The sequence below is a fragment of the Pseudoalteromonas sp. CnMc7-15 genome (assembly GCF_022347925.1).
Lineage (GTDB): Bacteria > Pseudomonadota > Gammaproteobacteria > Enterobacterales > Alteromonadaceae > Pseudoalteromonas > Pseudoalteromonas ruthenica.
Genome location: NZ_JAKRFT010000004.1, coordinates 238,542 through 262,947 on the forward strand (window position 1 = coordinate 238,542; position 24,406 = coordinate 262,947).

A 24,406-nucleotide genomic window follows, 5' to 3' on the forward strand; every position below is an offset into this window, starting at 1 on the left:
CACACAAAAAAGGCCGCGAATATCGCGGCCTTTTTGCTGGGCTCAACCCTTAACCATAGGTATACGAAGATTGAATACCCAATGGAATATCTAAGCCCCAATAGGCTAGCAAGAAGATGCTCCAGCCAATCAAAAAGGCGATAGAGTAAGGCAACATCATCGCTATCAGCGTACCTATACCGGTATTTTTCACATACTTTTGGCAATACACCACCACCAGCGGGAAGTAAGGCATCAATGGCGTAATAATGTTTGAGCTTGAATCACCAACACGATAAGCAGCCTGAGTTAAATCAGGAGAGATATTAAGCTGCATTAACATTGGTACAAAGATAGGCCCAAGTAGTGCCCATTTCGCCGAGCTTGAGCCGACAAACAAGTTTACAAAGCCAGTTAAAAAGATAATACCGACAATAGTCACGCCACTTGGCAAGGACAAGGCTTTCAAGACTGCTGCGCCCTCAATCGCCAGTAATGCACCCAGATTAGACTGTGCGAATGCGGCAATAAATAGCGCACAGAAGAACGCCATCACCACATAATAAGCCATCCCTTCCATGGCTTTGGTCATCGCCATCACCATGTCTTTTGAGGATTGGAAAGTACCGGCAACAAAGCCATACACCGCCCCTGGGATCCAGAACAATAAGAAAATAAGCGGTACGATGGATTGCATGATTGGTGCGCTAAAATCAGCCAGCTTGCCATTTTCGGCGCGCAGTGGTGAGTCACCTAAACTAGCTACATAGGCTAACAGCGCCAAGCCAGCTAGCATCACTGCAGTGGCAATAAAGAAGGCTTTCTTTTCTTTCGAGGTCGCCGTTTCAAAAGCCGGCAATTCATCGGTATTACCATCAACCGGAGAGTTCTTTAACCGTGGCTCAATAATCTTGTCGGTGATATACCACCCCACCAAGACAATGAAGATACTCGACATTGAGGTAAAGTAGTAATTGTTAAGCGGGTTGATTTCCATTGTTGGGTTAATGATCTGCGCCGCACTTTGGGTAAAGCTTTGTAATAGCGGGTCGATACCTGAGGGAATAAAGTTAGCACTAAAGCCACCGCTCACACCGGCAAATGCCGCTGCGATACCCGCCAATGGGTGACGCCCCATGGCGTAGAAAATAACCCCGGCAAGTGGGATCACTAATACATAGCCGGCGTCTGTCGCGGTATGCGACACAATACCGACCAAAATAATCATCGGTGTAAGTAAGGCTTGCGGAGTGCGTTTAAGCATCAGCTTAATGCCGGTATTGATATAGCCACTGTGTTCAGCAACGCCAACACCGAGCATCGCCACCAGCACCACACCTAATGGCGCAAAGCCGGTGAAGGTCTTCACCATCGAGGCGAGAAAGCCCGCTAACGCATCGCCGGTGAGGAGGTTATTAACCACAATAGGCGCATTAGTGCGCGGGTCAATGACATCAAAGGTAACGCCTGAGAATATCCAAGAAAGCACCCAGATCAGTAACATAGAGAACAAGAAAATCATTGCCGGATCGGGCAACTTGTTCCCCACATGCTCAATAGTATTTAAAAAGCGCGCGATAGCGCCAGTTGGTGCAGCTCCTTGCTGGCCACCGTTATTATTATTCATTATCACTCCTTAGCTAAAGCGAGTGCGTGAACATCCGCCACGCAATTTCCACTGTGCAGACTACTGCAAAATGCCCATAAAGGCTATATAGACAAAAACACCAGCTAGCTGGTGTTTTTAGGTATTCGTGTAACGCAATGGGCCTAGTTGGCAAGCGCCTTAACTTGCTCCCAAATCACCACCACATGATCTCGGTCGGTGTCATCCAGCTCACCATTTTGATAGGCCTTTACCAAGCTTTCTTCCACCTGTTGGTTGAGCTCATCTGGGGTTAACGGCAAGTTCTCTACCTGCGCATAACCGACAGCCAAATCAAAGTGGCCGCGCAGATAACCGCCCGCGAAGAGCTGATCGTCATCGGCATTATCAACCAAATCATCAAAAAACTGCTGTGCCGCATCGACATACTGTGTGTAAGGCATTACTACTCCTCAAAGTGGCCCACGGCGTAGAGCACATGGTCATTAAAGCCTGTGGTTATTTGTATATAACCGGATAATTCGTCGTCTAGTTCGCTGTCGCCGGTATCACAAACCAATGGCCGCCCTTGCAGCGCTTGCAATTTGCTTTTCGTAGCAACAACGATGATATTGTCTTTTCCTATAGCGCGAATAAGCGCTGGGCTCAGTTGCTGGTTGCCTCTGCCGAATAAATGTCCTTGGCCACCAATGAGGGTAATAACCAGTTTGGTTGGCGCCTGCTCGACAGCACTGAGCAACTGCTGCGCGGTCATGTCCTGTCCTATCAACGCTTGATCTTGAACTAAATCCACCCCTAGCAAGGTGTTCTCTAGGCCCATTTCTTCCATGACGGCCGCAACCGTAGAACCGGAGCCCATAATGTACTGGTATTGTTCATCCATCTCGCTGACCACAAAGGCCGCGATGTCAGCAAGCACTAACTCATCGACTTCTTTACCGCCAGCATTTTTCACCGCTTGCACATAGCGTAACTCGCTGGGAACGCGCAGCTCGCCGTAGCGCTTGGCGCGCACTGCACCTTGGCGAAAAGCCTGCTCATCAATGTCCATAACATCACTTTCGCTGAGGGTCACCAGCTCACCTTTAACCAGCATTTCAACCACCCTACCCGCCGCTTTTGGGGTAATGGCATACACGCCTGAGTGAATTTTACAGCCCGCAGGAATGCCCAGCGCCGGCAGCGTATCATCAATGGCATGACAGATATTTCTGGCGGTGCCATCGCCTCCGGCAAACAATAATAAATCCACACCTATAGCCTGCAGCGCTTTTGCCGCCAGCTCAGTGTCTTGAGCCGTGGTTGAGCGCTCACTGTGATACACCACTTCGACATCAAAGCCGAGCTCTTTGGCGACTTGTTCGCCCATTGAGTCATTGACAGTGTAAATACACAGTTGCTCACGATATGCGAGGAGCTGCTCGAGGGCCGCACGGGTACGTATGTTCGCTTTCGGCTCGGCGCCAAGAGCAATGGCTTTAGCTGCTGTTTGCGCACCGTCACTGCCTTTGAGCGCAACGGCCCCCCCAAGCCCAGCCAAGGGGTTAACAATTAAACCTAGTTTAAAGCGCATCGTGTTGCTCCTGTATACCCTGCCACTGCGCCCGCTCTGGCGTCAGTGGGTAAGGTTGCTGATAATGCTGACTCAAGGCTTGCAATAGGCGCTCAGTGCGAGCATTAAAGCCCTGCTCAATAAGCCTGACTAGCTTGTCGTACACCCGTTGCTGAAAACGGAATCGGCAGGTTTGCTCACCACCGAGATTATCCGCTGACACATTAAAGGGAAAACCCGCCGCCAGAGATAACGCCCATTCAATTGCTTGTGGATGCACTTCCACCTGCTCAAATGCCTGCTGTTGCTCTTTACTGCGCCCATCAGGGCAGTACCAGTAACCGTAATCTTCACGAGTTCTGCGCTCAGCACCGGCAACAAGCCAATGAGCAATCTCATGCAGAGCACTTGCGAAAAATCCATGGGCAAAGACAATACGGTGATAACCGCAATGTTCGTCTGCGGGCAAGTAAATGGGCTCGTCCTCACCGCGCACCAATCGGGTGGTGTAATCCGCATAAAACGTGCGCTCAAATAGCGCGATTAATTCATCAACGTGGTGCATAACAAAATTGAAAACAAAAACACCGCAGGATTGTACGGATTTTGCGAGGTAAAGTAAAAACGCAGCCCTATTGGCTGCGTCACTTTATTTATTTTTGCCCTGGGATAGGGCCAAACTCATGGGCCACATGGGGGTTTTGCGCCCGTTGACGTAATAGATGATCCATCAAGGTAATGGCCATCATCGCCTCGGCAATAGGCACCGCACGGATACCCACGCAAGGGTCATGACGGCCTTTAGTGATCATTTCTACCGCCTCATTGCGAGTGTTAATACTCTGCCCCACCACGGTAATACTTGACGTGGGCTTAAGGGCGATACTGGCAACGATATCTTGGCCGGTAGAGATGCCCGCTAACACACCACCCGCATGATTGGAGGTAAAGCCTTGTGGAGTGAGCTCATCGCGACCTTGAGAGCCTTTTTGCTCGACCACGGCAAAGCCATCACCAATCTCCACCCCTTTAACTGCGTTGATACTCATCAATGAGTGCGCCAGTTCTGCATCAAGACGGTCAAACACAGGTTCGCCCAAACCTACCGGCACACTTTTAGCCACGACCGTGACCTTTGCGCCGATGGAGTCGCCCTGCTTTTTTAAATCTCGCATATACTCATCAAGGGCATCAATTTGACTAGCATCAGGGAAGAAAAAAGCATTGTTATGCACTTCATTCCAATCATACTGCTGCGCTTTAATAGGCCCTAGCTGCGATAAACACCCTTGCACCTCGATACCGTGAAATTGTTTCAGGTACTTTTTCGCTATTGCCCCAGCAGCAACGCGAATAGCGGTTTCTCTGGCTGAAGAGCGCCCCCCACCACGGTAATCGCGCACACCATATTTATGCCAATAGCTGTAATCACCGTGGCCCGGGCGAAACACATCTTTAATTTTGCTGTAGTCTTTGGAGCGTTGATCGGTGTTTTCAATCACCAAGCCAATACTGGTACCGGTCGTTTTGCCTTCAAACACCCCGGAGAGAATTTTCACCTCATCCGCCTCCCGGCGTGCCGTAGTGTAGCGGCTTTGCCCCGGCTTGCGCCGGTCTAAGTCGTGTTGTAAGTCAGCCTCATTAAGCTCCAGCCCAGGTGGGCAGCCATCGACCACCCCCCCTAGCGCCGGCCCGTGGCTTTCGCCAAAGGTAGAGAGCTTAAATAGCTGCCCTATACTGTTACCTGCCATGTTCTTTCCTCATTCCAAAAATGGCGTTACCTATTCGCTAACCTAGCTGCCAAAGTGGGCATCTAAATCAGCTTTTGAAATCATAAATACCCCTAAGCCCCCCTGCTCAAACTCAAGCCATGTGAAGGGTACCTCGGGATATAGCGCTTCCATGTGTACCATAGAGTTGCCCACCTCAACAAATAATAAACCGTTATCTGTTAGATGCTGCGCTGCATTGGCAAGCAACTGGCGGGTCACATCCAAGCCATCTTCACCCGAAGCCAGCCCTAACTCCGGTTCATGGTGAAACTCTTGAGGTAAATCGCCCATATCCTCAGCATCAACATAAGGCGGGTTGGCAATAATCAAGTCGTACTTTTCTTGGCCTACGCCGCTAAATACATCGGATAAAATCGGTAATACTCTATCTTGCAGCTGATAATCCTGGATATTGATATCTGCCACGGCCAGTGCATCAGGGGAGATATCCACCGCATCCACCAGCGCATTTTCAAATGCCTGCGCTAAGGCTATGGCGATACAGCCTGAACCAGTACACATATCGAGTATACGCATTACATTTTCGGGCTCTTGCACCCAAGGTGAAAACTGCTGCGAGATGAGCTCTGCAAACGGTGAGCGCGGCACTAATACCCGCTCATCTACATAAAATGGCATGCCAGCGAAATATGCTTGATTGGTTAGATACGCCACGGGTGTGCGCTCATTAATACGTTTTGCAATCAGTACACTCAAATGCAGCTTTTCAGCTGTGGTTAAACGGCTACTAAGAAGCGTATTCGGCGCATCCATAGGTAAATGCAGTGCCGGTAATACCAGAGCTACAGCTTCATCCCAAGCATTATCAGTACCATGGCCAAAGAATAAGCCATGACCACTAAACTGACTTGTGGCCCAACGCAGCCAATCATTGATAGTTTCTAAGGTGTGCTCAGCATCTTCGCGCTGGGCGTCGGTTAGCAAAATGTCGCTCATGTTTGTAAACGCTCGTTATCCCTTAATAGCGCCATTGTAGCGTGTTTAACGCTAGGTTTTTATGCTTTTTTTGGCTAAACTCTCGACCATGAAAAAACAGCAACCAACAGCACCTGACGCACAGCCATTGTCGCAACAGGACATCGATTTATTTCGCCAAAGCATTGGCGCCACCAAGCGGGTCAAAAATGACACCGTGCGTTTGACTGGGCAACAGAAAAAGCCGATCGCTCAGCGCCAACAAGTGGAGCGTCAAAGTAATACCGAGTTTTACTTTTCTGACGAGTATATACCCGACATAGACACACATAGCACCATCAGCTATGTCAAAGCAGGAGAAGACCGCTACTTGGCAAAGCAGCTGCGTCGTGGCGATTACAACCCGGAACTGATCCTCGACCTGCACGGCCTCAACAAAGAAACGGTCAAACAGGAGTTAGCAGCGCTGATCAGCGCCTGCAAAAAGCAGCATGTGGCCTGTGCGTGTGTAGTGCATGGAATTGGTGAGCGGGTGTTAAAGCACAAAGTGCCGCAATATCTGGTGCAGCATCCTGATGTGATTGCCATGCACCAAGCGCCGCTGGAATATGGCGGTAAAGGGGCGTTATTAATTCTTATTGACTTGCCCGTGGATGTCAGCCCACTTCTTTAGGCTTGATAAATATCGGCATCATGACGCTGCATCAAAATGCTTGGGTCATCAATGGCGTCAAAGCCAAACTGACGATATAAATCGTGCGCATCGAAGGTGGCGAGCATAAAACGTCGTAACCCTTGCAGCTCAGGGTGGGCAACCACCTTAGCAATAAGTGCTTTGCCTATCCCTTGCCCTTGATAATGCTGCAACACAAATACATCAGCCAGATAAGCGAATGTGGCGTAATCCGTGGTCACGCGGGCAAAGGCTACTTGCTCGCCCCGCTGATTATAGGCGCCAAAGCACAAGGAGTTATCGATGGCACGACGCATCACCGCAGCAGGAATATCTTTAGCCCAGTAAGTGCGGCTTATAAAGCCGTGAATCACGTCAAACTGCAGCTTTGCTTTATCTGTATCTATATGCACTGAACTCATGGGGCTTCCACTTCGAGGTGTTCAGGCAACGCATTGACCGCTCCCTCTTCCAGCGGACGACTAAAGTAATAGCCCTGCACAATAAAACAGTTATTGGCTTTCAAAAACTCCATTTGTTCTTTCGTTTCAACCCCTTCGGCAACAACATTGAGGTTTAATTTTTGTGCCATAGCAATAATAGCTGCGGTGATCTCCATGTCATTAGAGTCTTCAGGGATATCTTGCACAAAAGAGCGATCCACTTTCAGCACATCAACCGGGAAACGTTTTAAATAGCTTAGCGACGAGTAGCCGGTGCCAAAGTCATCAATGGAAATAGACACGCCCAAACGCTTCATTTCAAGCAACTGCGAAATAGCGGTATCGACGTCTCCCATTAACATAGATTCAGTGAGCTCAAGGTGGAGCTTGTCAGGGGCAATGCCAGATTCACGCAAGGTTTTACTCATAGTGGCAATGAGGTTGGCGTCTTGGAACTGCCGCGCTGATAAGTTCACCGATACATTGGCTTCAAGCCCGGCTTTAGCTCGACGCGCCGAGAATGCGCACGCCTCGCGCATCACCCACTCACCAAGCTCAACAATGAGTCCTGTGGCTTCAGCGATGGGAATAAACTTAAATGGTGAAATGGGGCCTTGCACAGGATGAGTCCATCGCACCAATGCCTCAAAACCAAGAATACGGCCATCACGGCTATCAACCTGTGGCTGGTAATGAAGATGAAATTGACTATCACGGATCCCTTGGCGTAGCTCATTTTCTATGTATAAGCGCTCGTTTGCAGCGGCATTGAGCTCTTTGGAGTAGAAATGATAGGTATTTTTGCCTTTCGCCTTGGCTTCGTACATTGCCAAATCAGCGTGCTTAAGCAATTGATCTTCTTCGCTACTGTCATCGGGCGCCATGGTAATACCAATACTGGCACTCACAATCACCTCGTTATTGCCAAGCTGAATAGGCTGATTAAGAGTGCGCTGAATGGTGTTAGCGACTTCTTTTGCACGCTCATGACTTTCAATACCACTGAGTAATACCGCAAATTCATCACCGCCTAAACGGGCAATGGTGTCTTCGGTACGAAGGCGGTTTTTGAGGCGCCGAGCTACCTCCACCAGCAATTGGTCACCGACATCATGACCCAAGGTGTCATTAATGCGTTTAAATTCATCAAGGTCGAAGTAAAACAAGGCAAAAGCATAATGCCCTCTATCCGCGAGCGCCATCGACTTACGTAGCTGCATGCGGAAGAAAGTACGGTTAGCCAAACCTGTAAGGGTATCAAAATAAGCCAGCTGCTCCATTTTGCGCTGACTCTCTTTTACAAAGGAAATGTCTTGCGCAGAAACGACGTAGCTATCGACATCCCCTTCCTCATCACGGATAGGAGAAATACTGAGCGATACCCATATGGCTCGACCATCAATGTGCTGCAGCATGGTGTCACCACGCCAATAATTACGCGAGCGTAAATCAAACTCAATGTCTTCGTTGAGAATCGCCATTTCCCGGGCAATAACACTGAGTAATTTGGCCTCAATAAAGTGCTCTTCGCTGTACCCGGTCATCTCCAGCATTTTCGGGTTCACATATTCAATTTGCAGTTGATAGTTGGTGATCAACACCCCAGTACCAGAGTAAGCGACCGCTTTAGAGAGCCGGTTGGCAGCCTGCTCGGCCACTTCTTTTTCTTTAATACGCTGATTAAGCCCGGTTATGGTGTTACTCAGCTCGACACTCATGTCTTTAAATGAGCCATTGAGAACACCTATTTCATCTTTACTCTCTGGCGGGAAGTCGGTGTCCATTTTGCCTTTGCCAAAGCTGGATACCGCATTCACAAGCAAATAAATGCGCCGGAGCACGAGCTGATACAAAGCTTGGTGTAATAGCAGAGCAACGAGAATGGCGTAGAGAATAAACAGCCCTAAGAACTTTATTTGCAATGCCTCAAGCGCTTCTAAAGCACTGGACTGCTTGCGGTAAATACCCACGTACCAATCGAGCCCTTCAACTTTGCGAATCGTCGTGAGGTAGTTCTCTCCCTCGTAGCTGAATTGCTCTGTCACCGTTGGCAGTTTTAAGCGCAGCGCCCCACTGACTAATTCAACCAGTTTAGGGTTAATAAAGTCAGACATGCGTAGCGGTTTACCTTGGCGGCCATAGCGTTGGTAGGTGGCATTGTCTAAGCGCGGGTGAGCCAATAACTGTCCCTGTGCATCAACAACAAACATCTGCTGATGTGGGTCATCTATTGGTAAGTATTCGAGTAATTTATCCAGTTCTAAATCCGCACCTGTTAGCGCGACGTGCTGATCCTGCTTATAAATGGGCGTGACAATACTGACAATCCATTTGCCCCAGATAGGGTCGTAGTACACCGGCGTCCACACTGCCTGACGGGTGGGGTTATTTTGCTCATTAACGCGATCGAAATTCAATGAGTTCACGGCGCGATAATCCGCTGGCACATCCAATGCCCAGTTTGGCGGCGCCACTCGAACAAAGTCATCCTCGGTCAGCAAATAGAAATTAAAATAGTCTTGAATCAACGTGGGTGAGATGACCTGCCAAAGCTGCTCTGATTTTGCAAACAGTCGCTCGTAGGATGGTGAATAATTTTTTTTCGGGATGATGGCAGCAGAAAGGCCATCATCAGACATGCTGCGCAGTGTTAGTTCATCGGTAATTATAAATTGAGGTGACTTAAAGGAAGCGTTGGTGTTGGTGTGAGTGAATAAAGCGCGTTTAACGACCTCGTTGGCCTGCTCAGCAATGTTGGTTTTGGTATCAATAAAACGGCCAAACTGGCCGATAAAACGTGCACTATATTGGTTTAACTGTTCATGCTCTTCAAACATCAACTGCTTTTGCTCTGACTTGAGCATCAGCACCGCCGCAAAAATACCGGCAATCAAACAAATAGCAGAGATCAATGCCGAGAGCTTGATGCTGAGGGAATGAATGCCAAACCGAGATGGCGGACGCCTGTAGACCACTGCCTATCCTTTTTAAGTCTCTGGATTAATGTACTTTTAGCCAGCTAGCAAATATAACAGGCCTCAGGCACTTATATAAACCTTTTTCGTGGAATAATTGATTGCACGGTATTGCAGCCCATACAAAGGTATGAGCAATAACACCGCGTTGCTAGTTCGCACAGTATTTGTAACACAATAACGTTTTCTACTCACCTAGTTTACCGGCGCTAAGACATTAAATTGAGAAATATCAAATTAGCCCGATTTAGCTGTTGACTTGCATAGAGTGGAACCAGTAGATTGAAAGTATGAACAGTATCTCTTTCGTATTTTTTCGCTTTTTTATCTTCCGCCCTTGTTAGGGAGGCCGATAGCGAGTACGTGAGATTCACCATATGCTAAAGCCTCCCCACCGGGAGGCTTTTTTCGTTTTGGGAATGAGGAAACCTAATAATGACTAACGAAACACTGCATGCATTGCGCCGGGATATTAACGAAATAGACTCCGAGCTTTTGATTTTGCTGGCTAAACGCCGCCGTATCGCACACTCCGTTGTGGAGTATAAAATTAACAACAATAAACCCATACGTGATGAAGCCCGGGAACAGGCACTGCTGGAGAACTTGATAAGTTATGGCAAATCCTTAGGGTTAGACGCTTATTATATCAACAATGTGTTCCAGCGTATTTTAGAGGACTCGGTGTTGCACCAACAGGCCATGTTGCAACAAAACCTCAACCCCGAAGCCTTAGGGACGACCAACCGAGTCACTTACTTAGGAGGGCAAGGCTCGTACTCGCAACTGGCCGTACATAAGTATTTCAGCCGCCGCCCAGGCAAGCTCGTGGAACTTGGTTGTTCACAATTTGATGAAATCACCGGCGCAGTGGAAAAAGGCCAAGCAGACTTTGGCGTACTGCCTATTGAAAATACCAGCTCTGGCAGTATTAATGAGGTGTTTGATCTCTTACAACATGCCCAAGTGTCGATTGTCGGTGAAGTAACCCACAGCGTTGAGCACTGTGTATTAGCCAAACCAGGAACCGAGCTGGGTGATATTAATAAGCTCTTTGGTCACCCTCAGCCATTCGCTCAGTGCAGCCGGTTTATTCAAGGGTTAGATCAGGTTCAGCTCGAGCATTGCGACTCCACCACCAGTGCAATGAAAGCAGCGCTTGAATGCGATCACAGCGCAGCAATTGGCTCAGCGCAGGCCGGTAAGCATTTAGGGTTAGAGGTGCTGCAAACGGCGATTGCTAATCAAAGTGAAAACCACAGCCGCTTCATTGTGGTTGCCCGCAAACCGCTTCAGGTATCAATGCAAATCCCCACAAAAACATCGCTAATTATGTCAACCTCGCAGCAAGTGGGCGCCTTAGCTGATGCTCTGATGATTTTCAAACAGCGTGAAATTAACTTAGTGAAACTAGAGTCTCGTCCGGTGCCAGGCAACCCTTGGGAAGAGGTGTTTTATGTCGACTTAGAAGCGAACATCGACAACCCTAATGTTGATCAAGCCTTAGAAGAGCTTAAACCCTTCACTGAGTTTATTCGCGTTTTAGGCTGCTACCAAAGTGAGTCACTTAAAGCGGTTACGCCAAAAATGTAATCCTGCCTGTGTAGAAAGGCGCCATCAATGCCTTTCTACACACGGAACACATCTTTGATAAAGCAAATACTAACCTAACACCTTGGCATCGTTAGCTTTATTTAACAAAGCTCGGCTTTGGCTTAAGAACTGATCGCTGGCATCACTAAAGAACACTTTTGCATCAGAGAATGCGCTCATTAACGCCTCTTTGTCTTTATCACGCAGCATGCTTAAAGTATGTTCATAGGTATTTTTATACGCCTCCAAGAGCGGCTCTACGCGCTCAAACTGCGCAAGCATGATGTCGCTATACAGCTCTGGGCTTTGTGCAAACAAACGGCCCACCATCATTAATTCCAGCTGATAGATAGGGGACGAGCAATCGCGAATTTCTGCTAAGCTATGTTCTTGTTTAGCTAGAAACTGGCCATATACGAAGGTGGTTAAGTGACGCATAACCTGAATTATTTGCATGGCTTCGTCGTGTTTGCGTGCGCTCATAGTGACAAGTTGACACCCCCACACTTTAAGCTGAGCCAACAACGCCTCACCCGCTTCACTCTCTACGTCTTTGCACACCACCACCGTTTGTTTAACCCAATGGCTAATATCTGGTCCAAACATCGGGTGCAAGCCCAATACCGGACCGCTGTGTTTGTTGGTCAGCGCCGCTAAGGGCTTTTCTTTCACAGACGTGATATCAACCAGCAAGGCATCGTCGTCCAAAGCAGGTAGGTTGGCGACAACCTCCTCTACGGCGTTGATAGGTACACTAATAAGCACACATTTAGCGCCTTTGAGTAACTTTGCAGCTTCGCCACTTTGCTGTTCTTGGCGGTCAATAATACGCACCTCAACACCACTACGGGTAAGTTGCTTAGCAAATAGTTGCCCCATCGCTCCACGGCCACCGACAATCGCCACCGGATTGAGCGACTTACAAACACAAGCCAACTCACTTTGTTGGTTTTGATAGGCCTCTCGCATCATACGCCGCAAAATATCTTCGACCAAGTCAGGATTGACCGCCGCTTCTTCAGCCTCTTTACGCCGCGCCGCGATCAACGCCGCCTCGCGTTCGGGGGCATGCAAAGGAGCGCCGCTTTGTTGCTTTATTTTGCCTACCTGCTCGGTGATTTGGTTGCGCTTGGCAAGGAGGCGAACGAGTTCGGTATCACAGGCATCGATTTGATTGCGAAGTTGGGCTAGCTGCTGCTCTGAGGTCATGATGTAAACTTAAAATTACACTTGGTAAACTAATTAATACATCGATAGTAGCAATATTAGTAAGTCAGGAAAAGGGGCAAGAGGTAACAAGGTGCTGAATAATATGCGGGGAGTCACCTGCAGCGAGAGGAAGCATAAGGCGCTGCCTGTAAAAACCAAAGCGGGCCAGCTATCACTAGCTGGCCCGCTTTATCACGTCTTAGTAAAACGCGCGTATTAATTAAGTTTTTCTTTAATACGTGCAGACTTACCAGAACGCTCACGCAAGTAGTAAAGTTTCGCGCGACGTACTGCACCGCGACGCTTAACTGTGATGCTATCTACAAGTGGGCTGTGCGTTTGGAATACACGCTCAACGCCTTCACCGCTTGAAATTTTACGCACGGTGAATGCAGAGTGTAGGCCACGGTTACGCTTAGCGATTACAACACCTTCAAAGGCCTGTAGACGCTCTTTGTTACCCTCTTTTACACGTACCTGTACAACAACTGTGTCACCAGCGCCGAAGCTTGGTACGTCTTGCTTAAGCTGTTCAGCTTCAAGCTCTTTAATAATATTTTGGTTTACTTTTGCCATTTTATTTCTCACTTTCCTAGGTGTAACTGTCTTCTAGCCACAAGCTATGAGTTTTCTTGCTGATATTCAGCAAGTAACTGCGCTTGCTCCTCAGTCAGAGCTAGGTTTTGCAACAAGTCTGGACGTCTTTGCCAAGTTCTCCCTAATGACTGCTTTTGCCGCCATTTTGCGATTGCTTGGTGGTTACCACTGAGTAGAATCGGTGGAACCGCTTTGCCATCCAATATCTCTGGCCGGGTATAGTGCGGACAATCGAGCAAGCCATCCGAAAATGAATCCTGCTCAGCCGATTGGTTATGACCTAACACCCCTGGCACTAATCGCGCAACAGCGTCAATTAATGTCATGGCCGGTAGTTCACCGCCGCTGAGGATAAAATCCCCAATCGACCATTCTTCATCGATATAGGATTCGATGAGCCGTTCATCTATACCTTCATAACGACCAGCTACTAAAATCAGTTTATCGCACTGAGCGAGCTCTTGTGCGCCTTGCTGATCTAGTTTTCGCCCTTGTGGGGACATGTAAATTACCTTAGCGCCCTCGCCTGCCGCAGCTTTCGCATCGAGTATGGCCTGCTTCAATGGTTCAACCATCATCAACATGCCTGGACCTCCACCATAAGGGCGGTCGTCCACAGTACGATGCTTATCCGTTGCATAATCGCGCGGGTTCCAGCAGTGAAAGTCGATTAAACCACGTTTCACTGCGCGGCCTGTTACGCCCTGCTCAGTAATTGCCGAAAACATCTCTGGAAAGAGGCTTATTACCCCCATCCAAAACGGTATTTGTGCCATTAAAAGCCTGGGTCCCAGTCCACAGTAATCTGACGCTCGTCGTGGTCCACATTGATAATGACCGAATCGGTCAAAAATGGGATTAAACGCTCGCCTTTGCCGAATGCATCTTTACTGTTTGCTTTCACAACCAGCACATCATTCGAGCCTGTCTCCATCAAGTCATCAACTTGACCTAAGTCATAACCTTTTGTGGTTACCACGGCCATGCCGATGAGATCTCGCCAATAAAACTCCCCTTCGGGAAGCTCTGGTAATTGCGCCACTTCAACCGAGATTTCCGCATTGGTCATAGCCATTGCTTGGTCACGGTCATTAATTTGCGCAAACTTAGCGATAAAGCCTTTGTTGTGGCGACGCCAGTCACTCACTTCAAAGGTTTGCCATTTACCTTGTTGCCCTATCAACCATGGGCTGAAATCGAAGATCCCTTGGGGATCATCAGTAAATGAATGCACCTTAAGCCAACCCTTGATCCCATACGGGGCTCCGAGTTTGCCAACGACGATTGTTGAGGCTTGCTCTTGTTGACTCATGGTTACACTTACGCCTATTAAGCCGCTTTACGAGCGTCTTTAACTAGCTTTGCTACGCGATCTGAAAGAGCCGCGCCTTGGCCTACCCAGTGATCAACACGGGCAAGGTCTAGACGAAGTTTTTCTTCCTGACCAGCAGCAATAGGGTTAAAGAAACCTACTTTCTCGATGAAACGACCGTCACGCGAGAAACGGCTATCCGCAACCACAATTTGATAGAAAGGACGCTTCTTAGCGCCACCACGTTGCAAACGAATAGTTACCATACCGTCCTCTAAATAGATTGACTGTTTTCATTAATAAGTGAAACTTCCCCATACAGGGAAGCTCGGGAATTGTACGAATTTTTTGCCACAATGCAAGTAAGAACTGCATTAAATACGTGGTTTGTGTGGGTTAAATGATGATCTTGGCTTTTGAGCTGTCGCTAACGGCCGGTTTGTTCAGCGTATGTCGTCAAGTAATAACCCATAAATAAGGCCATCAAAACGCTGGCCCTGCTTCACTATCGCTTGCCTTAGTCGTCCTTCGAGAACAAAGCCACAGCGCGCTAACAGCGCCTGAGAACCTTTATTCCCTGCAAATACGACTGCATGCAGGCGCAGCAAATCAGTTCCATGAGCGAGCTTGCTTAATAGCTGTTGCAGCGCCTCACTCGCAAAGCCTTGGTGCCAATAAGGCTGACCCAGCCAATAACCTACCTCCGCTGATTTAGCGTACTCGAACTGCCCCACTGTGGCACTGATACAGCCAATCAACTCATTATCGTGCTCAATGGCGTAGATGTGCTCGCTTTGAGCGCCCTCTCGAACCCACCAACTGGCATCCGCCTCAGTGTAAGGATAAGGGATTTTGGGCGATAAGAAACGTTGTACCTGGGCATTATTGAGCAAAGACACTAACGCGTGCTCATCTCCTTGGGCAAAACGACGTAAGCTAATCGCCATAACCGCTGCCAATAGCACTAAAAGGCATCGCCAGTTCAAGTTCGGGAACTTGCCTGCCTATCCATGCGGGAAAGGTATTGCTGTTCGGCCCTGGAAAGAGCGTGTATTCGTTTACCCATGGATACTGCTTCGCAGCAGCTTGGATTTTAGGAATAAGCTCCGCTGCTTTGGCGCCGCTGACCACATGAAATTTATCAGGCTCAGCACCGTACCAGTAACGATCAGGTGTGGATGTTTTATAGCTGCGCAAAGCCGGTCGACCTTGGTCCACGCCCCAGCCAACCACTTCATACACTGTATACTGCTGTGCCCCCTGCTCTTTTATTGCAAGCCAAGTATGCACGGCAAACCAACCACGCCAGCTGAATGCATCAGCAGCATAAAACTCAATCACCGCCCCCGGCTCACTCACCGGCTGCGCAATACCCGCACTTTCACGACTGGCAGTACGCCAATCCGTGCTTGTACAGCCAACCAATACCCAAAAGAGCATAGTAATAATGAGCGCTCTCATATCAACCTCGCTTGTTACATTGATATAGAACCTACTATTTCACCGCTCAACGCGCTTTGCAACGCAAAAAAAAGCGCGACGGTTGTCACGCTTTTTTTATATAACGCATTGGCTCAGAACTTAGGGCCGCCGGGACCACCCATCATTCCTGGTGGCATCATCCCTTTCATGCCGCGCATCATTTTCATCATGCCGCCTTTGCCTTTCATCTTTTTCATCATTTTCTGCATCTGTGTAAATTGCTTCAGCAGCTTGTTGATGTCTTGTACTTGTGTGCCAGAGCCCGCAGCAATACGCTTTTTGCGTGAGCCTTTAATAATTTCCGGACGCGCGCGCTCTTTCGGTGTCATGGAGTTGATAATGGCTTCCATTTGCACAAATGTTTTGTCGTTAACTTGCCCTTTTACTCCTTCAGGTAAGTTACTCATGCCTGGCAACTTATCAAGCATGGACATCATGCCACCCATGTTTTTCATTTGTCGCAGTTGGTCAGCAAAGTCCTCTAGTGTAAAGCCGCTGCCTTTAAAGACCTTATCCGCTACTTTTGCAGCTTTGTCTTTATCGACCTTCATTTCCACTTCTTCGATAAGAGACAAAACGTCGCCCATACCGAGAATACGCGACGCGACACGATCAGGGTGGAACGGCTCTAGAGCATCGCTACGCTCACCAACACCGATAAACTTAATGGGTTTACCAGTAATATGGCGAATCGATAGCGCGGCACCACCTCGGGCATCACCATCGGTCTTGGTTAAGATCACGCCACTAAGTGGCAGTGCTTCATCAAAAGCTTTCGCAGTATTCGCCGCATCCTGACCGGTCATGGAATCAACCACGAACAGCGTTTCAATTGGGTTAATAGCGCTGTGTAGTGCTTTAATCTCGCTCATCATGTCTTCATCAACGTGAAGACGACCGGCGGTATCCACTAACACCACATCAATAAATTTTTTCTTGGCGTGAGCAATGGCGCCATTGGCGATATCAACTGGGTCTTGCGAGGTATCGCTGGGGAAAAACTCGACATCTACTTCAGATGCTAGGGTTTCAAGTTGTTTAATTGCCGCTGGTCGGTAAATATCGGCACTCACCACCAATACCGACTTTTTCTTGCGCTCTTTTAGGAACTTCGCCAACTTGCCAACACTGGTGGTTTTACCCGCCCCTTGTAAGCCAGCCATCATAATGACTGCGGGCGGCTGGGCATTGAGGTTAAGTTCTTCGTTAGCCTCGCCCATGGCTTTTTCAAGCTCTTCACGGACTATTTTGACAAACACTTGGCCAGGAGTCAGGCTTTTAGTCACCTCTGTGCCGACGGCACGCTCTTTGACTTGCTTGACGAAATCACGAACAACGGGCAAAGCGACGTCAGCTTCAAGCAAAGCCATACGCACTTCACGCAGCGTCTCTTTAATATTGTCTTCAGTGAGGCGGCCACGGCCACTGATGGTTTTTAGGGTCTTCCCTAATCGTTCCTGCAGATTTTCAAACATCGCTAACGATTCCGTTGCTACTTACATTTTCGCCGATTATAACTGAAAGCGGGGGGCAAATCCCAGCACCAAGTGCAAAGCAAAGGCAATTAGATCTAGGCAAGCGTGTTCGCTTTAAATACAATGGCTTCTTGATGGAATAATAACTACGAGCAAAAAAGGTCATCATGCTGATTACAATTTTGACACTGTTGAGTTGTGCTTTTTACGGTGCTGCTACCGCGCACGTATTGTCTCGCTTGTTTGATGCCAAAGGCCCATCGCAAAAAACCACGGTGATCCTCAGCACGCTTGCGATTTTGACGCACATGGTGTTGCTCGTAAATGCGGTATTCACCACCCAAGGCCAAGACCTATCTTTTATTAATGTATCGCTGCTGACCTGCTGGGTTATCGTATTATCAGTGACCGCCGTGTCATTGCGCTTTCCAGCCACCTTATTGCTACCTGTCGTGTATGGGTTTGCCACTATTTTATTACTCGCTAGCCTATTTATGCCGCACGATATCATCGTGCAAAGTATTCGCCTGGAAATTGGGTTAGTGACACATATCTCTATTTCACTGCTGGCTTATTGCGTGCTGGTGATTGCTACCTTGTATGCGGTGCAGTTTTATTTCATCGACAAACGCCTTAAACGCAAAGACCTAGCCATTGTATACAGCCACCTGCCACCGCTGATGGTGGTCGAACGTCAACTTTACCAATTAGTGTTTGTTGGCACAGCTTTGTTGAGCCTCGCCCTGCTCTCTGGGTTTGTATTCCTAGATTCCATGCTGGCTATTGAAAACGCGCATAAAACGGTGCTTTCCATTATCGCCTGGGGGGTGTTTTTAGCCGTTGTTATTGGCCGCAAGCTGCGAGGTTGGCGCGGCAAATCCTCTGTGATCACCATTATGGTCGGTGCCGGCCTACTCACTCTTGCCTATTTTGGCAGTCGCTTTGTCCAAGAAGTAATATTGCAGCGTTTTTAAGCAATTACTTTATCTTCAGGGCAAGTTCACTTGACTACGCGCGGCGAGTGCCGCTTAATATACCTTGATTTTTAATAGAAGGATCCTTCTTTGGACGACATATCGACGAGTACGTTGTTTATCATTCTAGCAATACTGATCGTACTCTCCGCATACTTCTCTAGCTCCGAAACTGGGATGTTGTCGATAAATAAATTTCGACTACGCCACCTAGAAAAACAAAAACACGCCGGAGCCACGCGAGTCAGCAGCCTACTCAAGCGCCCTGATCGCCTTATCGGCTTGATCCTTATTGGCAATAACCTTGTTAATATTGCGGCCTCTTCAGTGGCCACGATTATTGGTATTCGCCTGTTTGGCGATGTTGTCGGCTTAGCGGTGGCCACTTTTGGGTTGACCTTTATTTTATTGGTCTTTGCAGAGGTGACTCCGAAAACCATTGCCGCTTTGTACCCAGAGAAAATCGCCTTTCCAAGCTCGCTGATTCTTAAAAATTTGCTGCGCTTAACCTTGCCTTTTGTGATTGCCCTAAACTGGATCACTAACGGTTTGTTGCGTCTGCTTGGCTTTAGCCCAGAGCAAATGGAAGAGCACAGCCTTTCTAAAGAAGAGCTGAAAACCGTGGTAAGTGAAGCCGGGGCCATGTTGCCGGCCAAGCACAAAAGCATGCTGACGTCGATTTTAGACCTTGAGCAGGTCACCGTGGAGGACATTATGATCCCGCGTAATGAAATTAACGCCATTGATGTTAATGATGACTGGAAGGTGATCAGTAAGCAGCTCACCAACTTGCAGCACACCCGGGTGCTTTTATACCGTGACCAAATCGATGATGCCGTGGGCTTTATTCATGCTCGAGACGCACTTCGTCTACTCACCAAAGAGCAGTTTAATAAGTCGTCGCTGCTTCGCGCAGTAAGGGAGATTTACTTTATTCCCGAAGGCACCTCTTTGAATACCCAGCTACACAAGTTTCAGCAGGTTAAAGAGCGTATTGGCTTGGTTGTTGACGAATATGGTGATATTCAAGGCCTAGTCACACTTGAGGATATTCTCGAAGAAGTAGTTGGCGACTTCACCACCACACAAACCCGGCCACCAAGCGAGGAAGTCAGTCAGCAGGATGATGGCTCAGTGCTAGTTGATGGCGGTGCTAATATTCGTGACCTCAATAAAGAAATGGGTTGGCACCTTCCCCAAGATGGGCCAAAAACTCTTAGCGGCCTGATTGTCGAGTATTTAGAAGATATTCCCGACGCCAATTTAGGGCTTAAAATTGAGGGCTACCCGATTGAGGTCATGGAAGTAAAAGAAAACATGATTAAGCTGGTACGTGTGCTCCCACAGAAGCGTCGCAAGAAGTCTAAAGACTAGCCACCCTTTTAGGGCTGCTACCTTTTTCCAGGTGGCAGCCTCTATCCATGTGTAACCAACCTAATCGTCCGCAAAGCGATAAAAAGACCCACAAACCAAATCGGTTTTTAATCTGACTGCGTTTGTGGTCGCTAAAAAATAAGTCCGAGAAACGCCCCTTAAGGAGTCATGCTCGCTTTCAGCGCCCAACATATACTTAGACATTATCCTCTGCCTTTGCTAACTTCATGACTTTATGGATAAATAATATGCACTGCTCAAGCTTTAAGGTGTCTTTAGCTAGGAGCGACAAATGCGTTTGTTAGTTGCACCTCGATATTACCCATACCTTAAGGATACGGTTTGAAACTCAGTAAAGAGCTTTATGCAATTGCCTCAAGCATTGCGCATGAAACGGATGGTTTTTTTGATACAAAAGGACCTGGAGCCGGGAACCTTTCAACAAATCAATTCATTGATTTAGTTCGCAGCCGCGCGGAACAGGCCTTTGGCGAGGATTATAGCGAACAAAAAATTTGTGGCGACAACTCGATGGCGGTGGACTTTTATTTTCCCGAAGAACAGACGGTTGTGGAAATTGCATTGGGGATAAAAAACCCAAACACTGAATTTGAAAAAGATATTCTTAAGGCTCTTATGGCCAGAAGCTTAGGTAATAAAATTAGAAACCTTGTCTTTATTTGCAAACCCGGTGGCTATAAAAAATGCAATCAGCCGGGTCGCAAAGCAATGATCGAATGGCTACAGAACCAAAATGGAATGACCCTGGAAGTGTGGGATCTTTAATTACCGGACCAAATAAGACCTATTTTCAACAAGCTGCACAGAATAAAGAAGTATTATAAGTTCCTAGGTATTGATTAGCACGTGTGGTGGTTTATTTACTGTTGTTGTTTTTATAGCGGGCTTTTATTCTAACTATCTTGGCTTTACCACTGGGGAAGCTTCCTCCTATCTGTAATCGCGAACCACAGTTGGTAGAGGCTTTTACGCGGAGGCCAGTCACTACTGCCTACTTCAGGAACGTTTCAAAGAAACTCTCCGGGTAAGAGAAAACAGGGAATGAGTATCAAGACCGAATCCCGCTACGGATGTCATTCAGAAATTTACAAAGGATGAGCAATAACTCGCTGCAATAATGTTAGTTAATAATTTCAACTGCAGCGCTAACTCTTCACGCCCTACGGCGAATTATAATAAAAATAATGTTCAGATTAGGAGTCTAGGTTGGAAATTAGAAAGCTGAATGCCTTGCGAGGGCTCGCTGCACTTATTGTTTTCTTTACACATTTCAGTGATATAACCCTCTGGTTTGACGGCGCACTAAGCGGCTTTTTAATGGCATACCCTTATTTAAGTAAAGAGTTTAATCTGGATTGGTTGTCATTTGTTCTGACAGTTCTGATAACAAAGTGGTATCAATTCTGACATTCTCTTGCGTGCGTAAACCGGTCGTTGGCGCTGACTTATTTTTGCCCTTTTTCAAACCAGCACGACAAGAGCTAGGCTTTTTAGGCATTAACACGCATTAATGAATAATGCCAATGTCATCCAAAATAACTGAGATATCATGTCTTGGAGTGAATGTTATATTAAGGATCAAGCTCTCTTCTTGTTTAACTTCAGATAAAAATTCAATCGGAAAAACCACTGTCTGCAAAGTTGGTTCCGTAGGTGCAAATTTTACATCTTCATTTTCTAACTCTGAGTAGTCAGATACTAGCAACGGAGAAATACTGGCTGTAGATTTCGTCTTTTTACTTATCACAACACCATTCTTATTCAGAAACTCTATCTTAATGTCAGAAGCTAAGTTATAGGGTCTGCATGCTTCATGCTCTTCGGATGTCTCTATCGCGATAGAGACAGTTAGACTCTGTTTATCTTCAGCGATAACATGAAAGGTTGGTAATGCGAGTTGTAGCGTCGTTGCAACTTGTTCTTCGAGTTTCAGTTTCAGTACCTTGTTTGGTGTATCCACCCCGCCTCTTAATCGTTCCTTTTCAATCGAGAATGACACTGGCTCATTTTGGCTGTCAACCCTAATCTGAAAGTTCTTGTTTTCTGTCTTAACGCTTTCAAAGTTTTCAATAGACCAGAATGTTGAAGTACTGAACCGAGATACATAGATATCATCGGGTAAGCCAAACTCTGAGTTTGGCGGGTGCCTCAATATATCCTGATATTCTTTCTTTCCAGATAAAGTAAGTTCAATGAACGCTGACACAAATACCTTGGTTAGTTGCTCTTGCTGTTTAGCTGTCAAGAGCTTTTTATAAAAATTCTTACTGCCTCCCCAATGAAAATCATCAGACATATCTTGATTGAAATTTATGTGGTTTGCTTTGTGGATGTAGATTGAATGATTCACGTAATTTTTGCCGTCATCATATTCAACCCTCTGCCACTGTTGACTCCCTAAGAACTGGTAAACATCGGCGTCATGCCCGCCCTGTAAAACAAGATAGTTAGTATTCTTAAGAATGTTTTTGCCGTGTGCGTGTTGGTATTGTCCGTCCATGGGCGCTAATGCCACTACCGATTTAATTCCAAACCCAAACTCTGTAGGTTTTTCACTGTTCGGTATCGTTTTTAAACTGTTAAATGTCGAAGCTAAGGCGACGGCTTCTCCGCCTCTAGACATGCCAATGAGAGCAACATTTTCTAAATCCAGCTTGTTATAAAATCTGTGATCATGTTGGTTATTCCACACGCTAAGTAGCTTTAGATGCTCTAAAAGAATCCACCCGCGAGCACCGTTTTCTCCCCACAAACCATTTAAATAAGTCTGATCGACCTGAACAACAAAAAAACCGCGACTGGAAAACATCTCTCCTAAATAATCAAAACCGGGATCTGAGTTACCATGAACCAAGAAAATGACAGGCCGCTTTTCAGAAGTTTGTGGCAGCCAAACTTTCGCTTCTAAAGGTAAATCTTTGCTATCAAATCTATGGTAGGCATCATATTTATAGCCTTGGCTTTTGGAGTGGTCAGCAAGAAAGTTTGGTAGAGTGACGTCAGGTGCGACTAGATCTGGCTTATCGATAGAAAATAAATAGGGTTTTTCTCCATAAGTCATCACATCGTATTTGTATTTACCTGTTTTTGCTGGATTCGGAAGGCTACTTACCTTCTTATCTGGAAAGATATAGCTATCTGAAACACACTGTAAAGTGTCGGACGCCGAGGTTGAATACGAAACAGCTAGAGCGATGCTGGTAATGAATCTTAAAAGCAAATGCTTCAACGTATTTTCCTTGTTAATCAAATTATTTATTAGCTTCATCTTGACCTTTCCCTGAATTAGTATCATTCAATGAGATTTTTTATTTTTTATGCAACGTTGGTCGCATGTATGTATGAAAAAGTTTAAATAATCTAATTTTTATTTTTTCCAAAATAATTAGCCAAAACTAAACAAGGAAATGGCTAGTTTTATCGCTTGGCTGCTATTGGGCGACTGTCAACAGATGGCGGCTTAAGGCATGAAACGGTAGTTAAAATAACTGGAGCTGAACTTCCGGTATTTGTCTATTAATGCCCGTCAGCCATTGCTGATGGCATCTCCGCTCGTCAAGCGGACTTCTTGTTACTCAGCTAATTCGAAACTTTGAGTTAGCTACATTGCCCCTGATATGCATAAATCAATTTATATCAGCTACTTTGGGGTAGCTCAGCATTCCTGCGCTTTGCAGCAAGCGGACTCTTATCAACCCATCTAAACAGGTACATTATAATCAGCTTTGTGACACCGCTTGTAACGGCCAACATCAACAGCGGCCAGCCATCTACTAATCCCATACTTAAAGCAAATATAATCGTAGAGATATCCATCATAAATATGAACTGGCTCATTTTAAGGTCGACCGCACCAGTGTGTCCAGAGCTATAGATGAGCCTTATCTGATGAAAGTAGCCTTGAGCAAGTAAAAATGAAACAACGAGTATGATAGAGGTAGAAATCAATTTCCCCTCGTCAGAGATAGTCTCACCAAAGAAGAGGCCGACAAATGCTAGAATGAGGCTAATAGCAGCGACTGCAAAGCTTATTGCAGATTTTACTGACTTTCTATCTAATAAGATTTCCATGATAATTTGTAGCACCAATATAGACGCTATCAATCTGGGCCAGACAATATAGTGGTTAAATGGCGATATTGAGTAGCCGTAAACAAAAAAAGATAAATAGGCCAAGTAACTTACTGTAAATTGGTTCAAAGACAAAAGCTCAGTAGGACGTACGCTATTGTCACTACTCGCTTTTCTTCTACAAATTGTTCTCAATTGCGAGAATACACCATATAAACTAACGAATATGAATGCTGTGTTTACCGTCCCGGCAATGTTGTAAAAATCCAAACCCATCCCTCATACCAGCAAAAATCGTCGACAACATAGCATATTTTTGGTATATAAAGTTTACCTAAATGCCAAATTTATTGCATATTGTC

The 24,406-nt window shown here is 46.8% G+C and carries 23 protein-coding genes; 5 read left to right on the forward strand and 18 right to left on the reverse strand.

Translation table 11 applies throughout. The annotated features are described in order from the left end of the window. Nucleotides 1-49: 49 nt before the first annotated feature. From MHM95_RS11540 to prmB, 6 genes are all read right to left on the reverse strand, one after another. Entirely contained in the window at nt 50-1,606 is a 1,557-nt protein-coding gene (locus tag MHM95_RS11540) for an AbgT family transporter (protein WP_239385330.1), read from the reverse strand. A gap of 143 nt (nt 1,607-1,749) precedes the next feature. Continuing rightward, nucleotides 1,750-2,028: a YfcL family protein gene (locus tag MHM95_RS11545; protein ID WP_022945743.1), complete on the reverse strand. Its 279-nt coding sequence runs from the start codon at nt 2,026-2,028 to the stop codon at nt 1,750-1,752. A 2-nt stretch (nt 2,029-2,030) separates the two neighbouring features. Next, complete coding sequence (locus tag MHM95_RS11550) at nt 2,031-3,158, reverse strand: ATP-NAD kinase family protein (RefSeq protein ID WP_239385331.1); 1,128 nt, start codon at nt 3,156-3,158, stop codon at nt 2,031-2,033. Then, nucleotides 3,148-3,702 carry an elongation factor P hydroxylase gene (locus MHM95_RS11555; protein ID WP_239385332.1) on the reverse strand — a complete coding sequence of 185 codons (555 nt, stop codon included), beginning with the start codon at nt 3,700-3,702 and terminating at the stop codon, nt 3,148-3,150. Before MHM95_RS11555 ends, MHM95_RS11550 begins: the two co-directional genes overlap by 11 nt. Before the next feature lie 88 nt (nt 3,703-3,790). Next, entirely contained in the window at nt 3,791-4,888 is a 1,098-nt protein-coding gene (aroC, locus tag MHM95_RS11560) for a chorismate synthase (RefSeq protein ID WP_022945746.1), read from the reverse strand. Nucleotides 4,889-4,930: 42 nt separating this feature from the next. Continuing rightward, nucleotides 4,931-5,866, reverse strand: coding sequence for a 50S ribosomal protein L3 N(5)-glutamine methyltransferase (gene prmB / locus MHM95_RS11565; protein WP_022945747.1), 936 nt, complete (start codon nt 5,864-5,866; stop codon nt 4,931-4,933). A gap of 88 nt (nt 5,867-5,954) precedes the next feature. Between prmB and smrB the strand changes: the two genes are divergently transcribed. Then, on the forward strand, nt 5,955-6,518 hold the full coding sequence (gene smrB, locus MHM95_RS11570; RefSeq protein ID WP_026111224.1) for an endonuclease SmrB: 564 nt from the start codon (nt 5,955-5,957) through the stop codon (nt 6,516-6,518). On the opposite strand, the gene MHM95_RS11575 is transcribed toward smrB, so the two are convergent. Then, nucleotides 6,515-6,940, reverse strand: coding sequence for a GNAT family N-acetyltransferase (locus tag MHM95_RS11575; RefSeq protein WP_239385333.1), 426 nt, complete (start codon nt 6,938-6,940; stop codon nt 6,515-6,517). The two genes, smrB and MHM95_RS11575, sit on opposite strands and share 4 nt — an antisense overlap. Continuing rightward, nucleotides 6,937-9,936 carry an EAL domain-containing protein gene (locus tag MHM95_RS11580; RefSeq protein WP_239385334.1) on the reverse strand — a complete coding sequence of 1,000 codons (3,000 nt, stop codon included), beginning with the start codon at nt 9,934-9,936 and terminating at the stop codon, nt 6,937-6,939. Before MHM95_RS11580 ends, MHM95_RS11575 begins: the two co-directional genes overlap by 4 nt. 435 nt (nt 9,937-10,371) lie before the next feature. Between MHM95_RS11580 and MHM95_RS11585 the strand changes: the two genes are divergently transcribed. Beyond that, nucleotides 10,372-11,529: a chorismate mutase gene (locus tag MHM95_RS11585; protein ID WP_239385335.1), complete on the forward strand. Its 1,158-nt coding sequence runs from the start codon at nt 10,372-10,374 to the stop codon at nt 11,527-11,529. Between the two features lie 69 nt (nt 11,530-11,598). On the opposite strand, the gene tyrA is transcribed toward MHM95_RS11585, so the two are convergent. From tyrA to ffh, 8 genes are all read right to left on the reverse strand, one after another. Then, complete coding sequence (tyrA, locus tag MHM95_RS11590; protein ID WP_138547818.1) at nt 11,599-12,738, reverse strand: bifunctional chorismate mutase/prephenate dehydrogenase; 1,140 nt, start codon at nt 12,736-12,738, stop codon at nt 11,599-11,601. Nucleotides 12,739-12,954: 216 nt separating this feature from the next. Beyond that, on the reverse strand, nt 12,955-13,314 hold the full coding sequence (gene rplS / locus MHM95_RS11595) for a 50S ribosomal protein L19 (RefSeq protein ID WP_022945752.1): 360 nt from the start codon (nt 13,312-13,314) through the stop codon (nt 12,955-12,957). A gap of 44 nt (nt 13,315-13,358) precedes the next feature. Continuing rightward, complete coding sequence (trmD, locus tag MHM95_RS11600; protein ID WP_239385336.1) at nt 13,359-14,111, reverse strand: tRNA (guanosine(37)-N1)-methyltransferase TrmD; 753 nt, start codon at nt 14,109-14,111, stop codon at nt 13,359-13,361. Beyond that, complete coding sequence (gene rimM, locus MHM95_RS11605; RefSeq protein WP_022945754.1) at nt 14,111-14,647, reverse strand: ribosome maturation factor RimM; 537 nt, start codon at nt 14,645-14,647, stop codon at nt 14,111-14,113. Before rimM ends, trmD begins: the two co-directional genes overlap by 1 nt. Nucleotides 14,648-14,664: 17 nt before the next feature. Continuing rightward, nucleotides 14,665-14,913, reverse strand: a complete 249-nt coding sequence (gene rpsP, locus MHM95_RS11610) for a 30S ribosomal protein S16 (protein WP_022945755.1) — start codon at nt 14,911-14,913, stop codon at nt 14,665-14,667. A gap of 177 nt (nt 14,914-15,090) precedes the next feature. After that, nucleotides 15,091-15,594: a GNAT family protein gene (locus tag MHM95_RS11615; protein ID WP_239385337.1), complete on the reverse strand. Its 504-nt coding sequence runs from the start codon at nt 15,592-15,594 to the stop codon at nt 15,091-15,093. Then, the gene (locus MHM95_RS11620; protein ID WP_239385338.1) at nt 15,584-16,108 is read right to left on the reverse strand and encodes a DUF3750 domain-containing protein; all 525 of its coding nucleotides are present in this window, start codon (nt 16,106-16,108) and stop codon (nt 15,584-15,586) included. The genes MHM95_RS11615 and MHM95_RS11620 overlap by 11 nt, the downstream gene beginning before the upstream one ends. 113 nt (nt 16,109-16,221) lie before the next feature. After that, nucleotides 16,222-17,604 (reverse strand): signal recognition particle protein, encoded by a 1,383-nt coding sequence (gene ffh, locus MHM95_RS11625; protein ID WP_022945758.1) that lies wholly within the window; start codon nt 17,602-17,604, stop codon nt 16,222-16,224. A 167-nt stretch (nt 17,605-17,771) separates the two neighbouring features. On the opposite strand from ffh, the gene ccsA reads away from it, so the two are divergent. From ccsA to MHM95_RS11640, 3 genes are all read left to right on the forward strand, one after another. Next, a complete protein-coding gene (gene ccsA / locus MHM95_RS11630) occupies nt 17,772-18,578 on the forward strand; it encodes a cytochrome c biogenesis protein CcsA (RefSeq protein ID WP_045978190.1) in 807 nt (268 codons plus the stop codon). A gap of 90 nt (nt 18,579-18,668) precedes the next feature. Further along, complete coding sequence (locus tag MHM95_RS11635) at nt 18,669-19,952, forward strand: HlyC/CorC family transporter (RefSeq protein ID WP_239385339.1); 1,284 nt, start codon at nt 18,669-18,671, stop codon at nt 19,950-19,952. 342 nt (nt 19,953-20,294) lie between these two features. After that, entirely contained in the window at nt 20,295-20,738 is a 444-nt protein-coding gene (locus MHM95_RS11640) for a hypothetical protein (RefSeq protein WP_045978191.1), read from the forward strand. A 742-nt stretch (nt 20,739-21,480) separates the two neighbouring features. Here MHM95_RS11640 and MHM95_RS11645 read toward each other — a convergent pair. Continuing rightward, a complete protein-coding gene (locus tag MHM95_RS11645) occupies nt 21,481-23,241 on the reverse strand; it encodes a hypothetical protein (protein WP_239385340.1) in 1,761 nt (586 codons plus the stop codon). 368 nt (nt 23,242-23,609) lie between these two features. Beyond that, a complete protein-coding gene (locus MHM95_RS11650; protein ID WP_138547815.1) occupies nt 23,610-24,320 on the reverse strand; it encodes a hypothetical protein in 711 nt (236 codons plus the stop codon). Nucleotides 24,321-24,406: the final 86 nt, after the last annotated feature.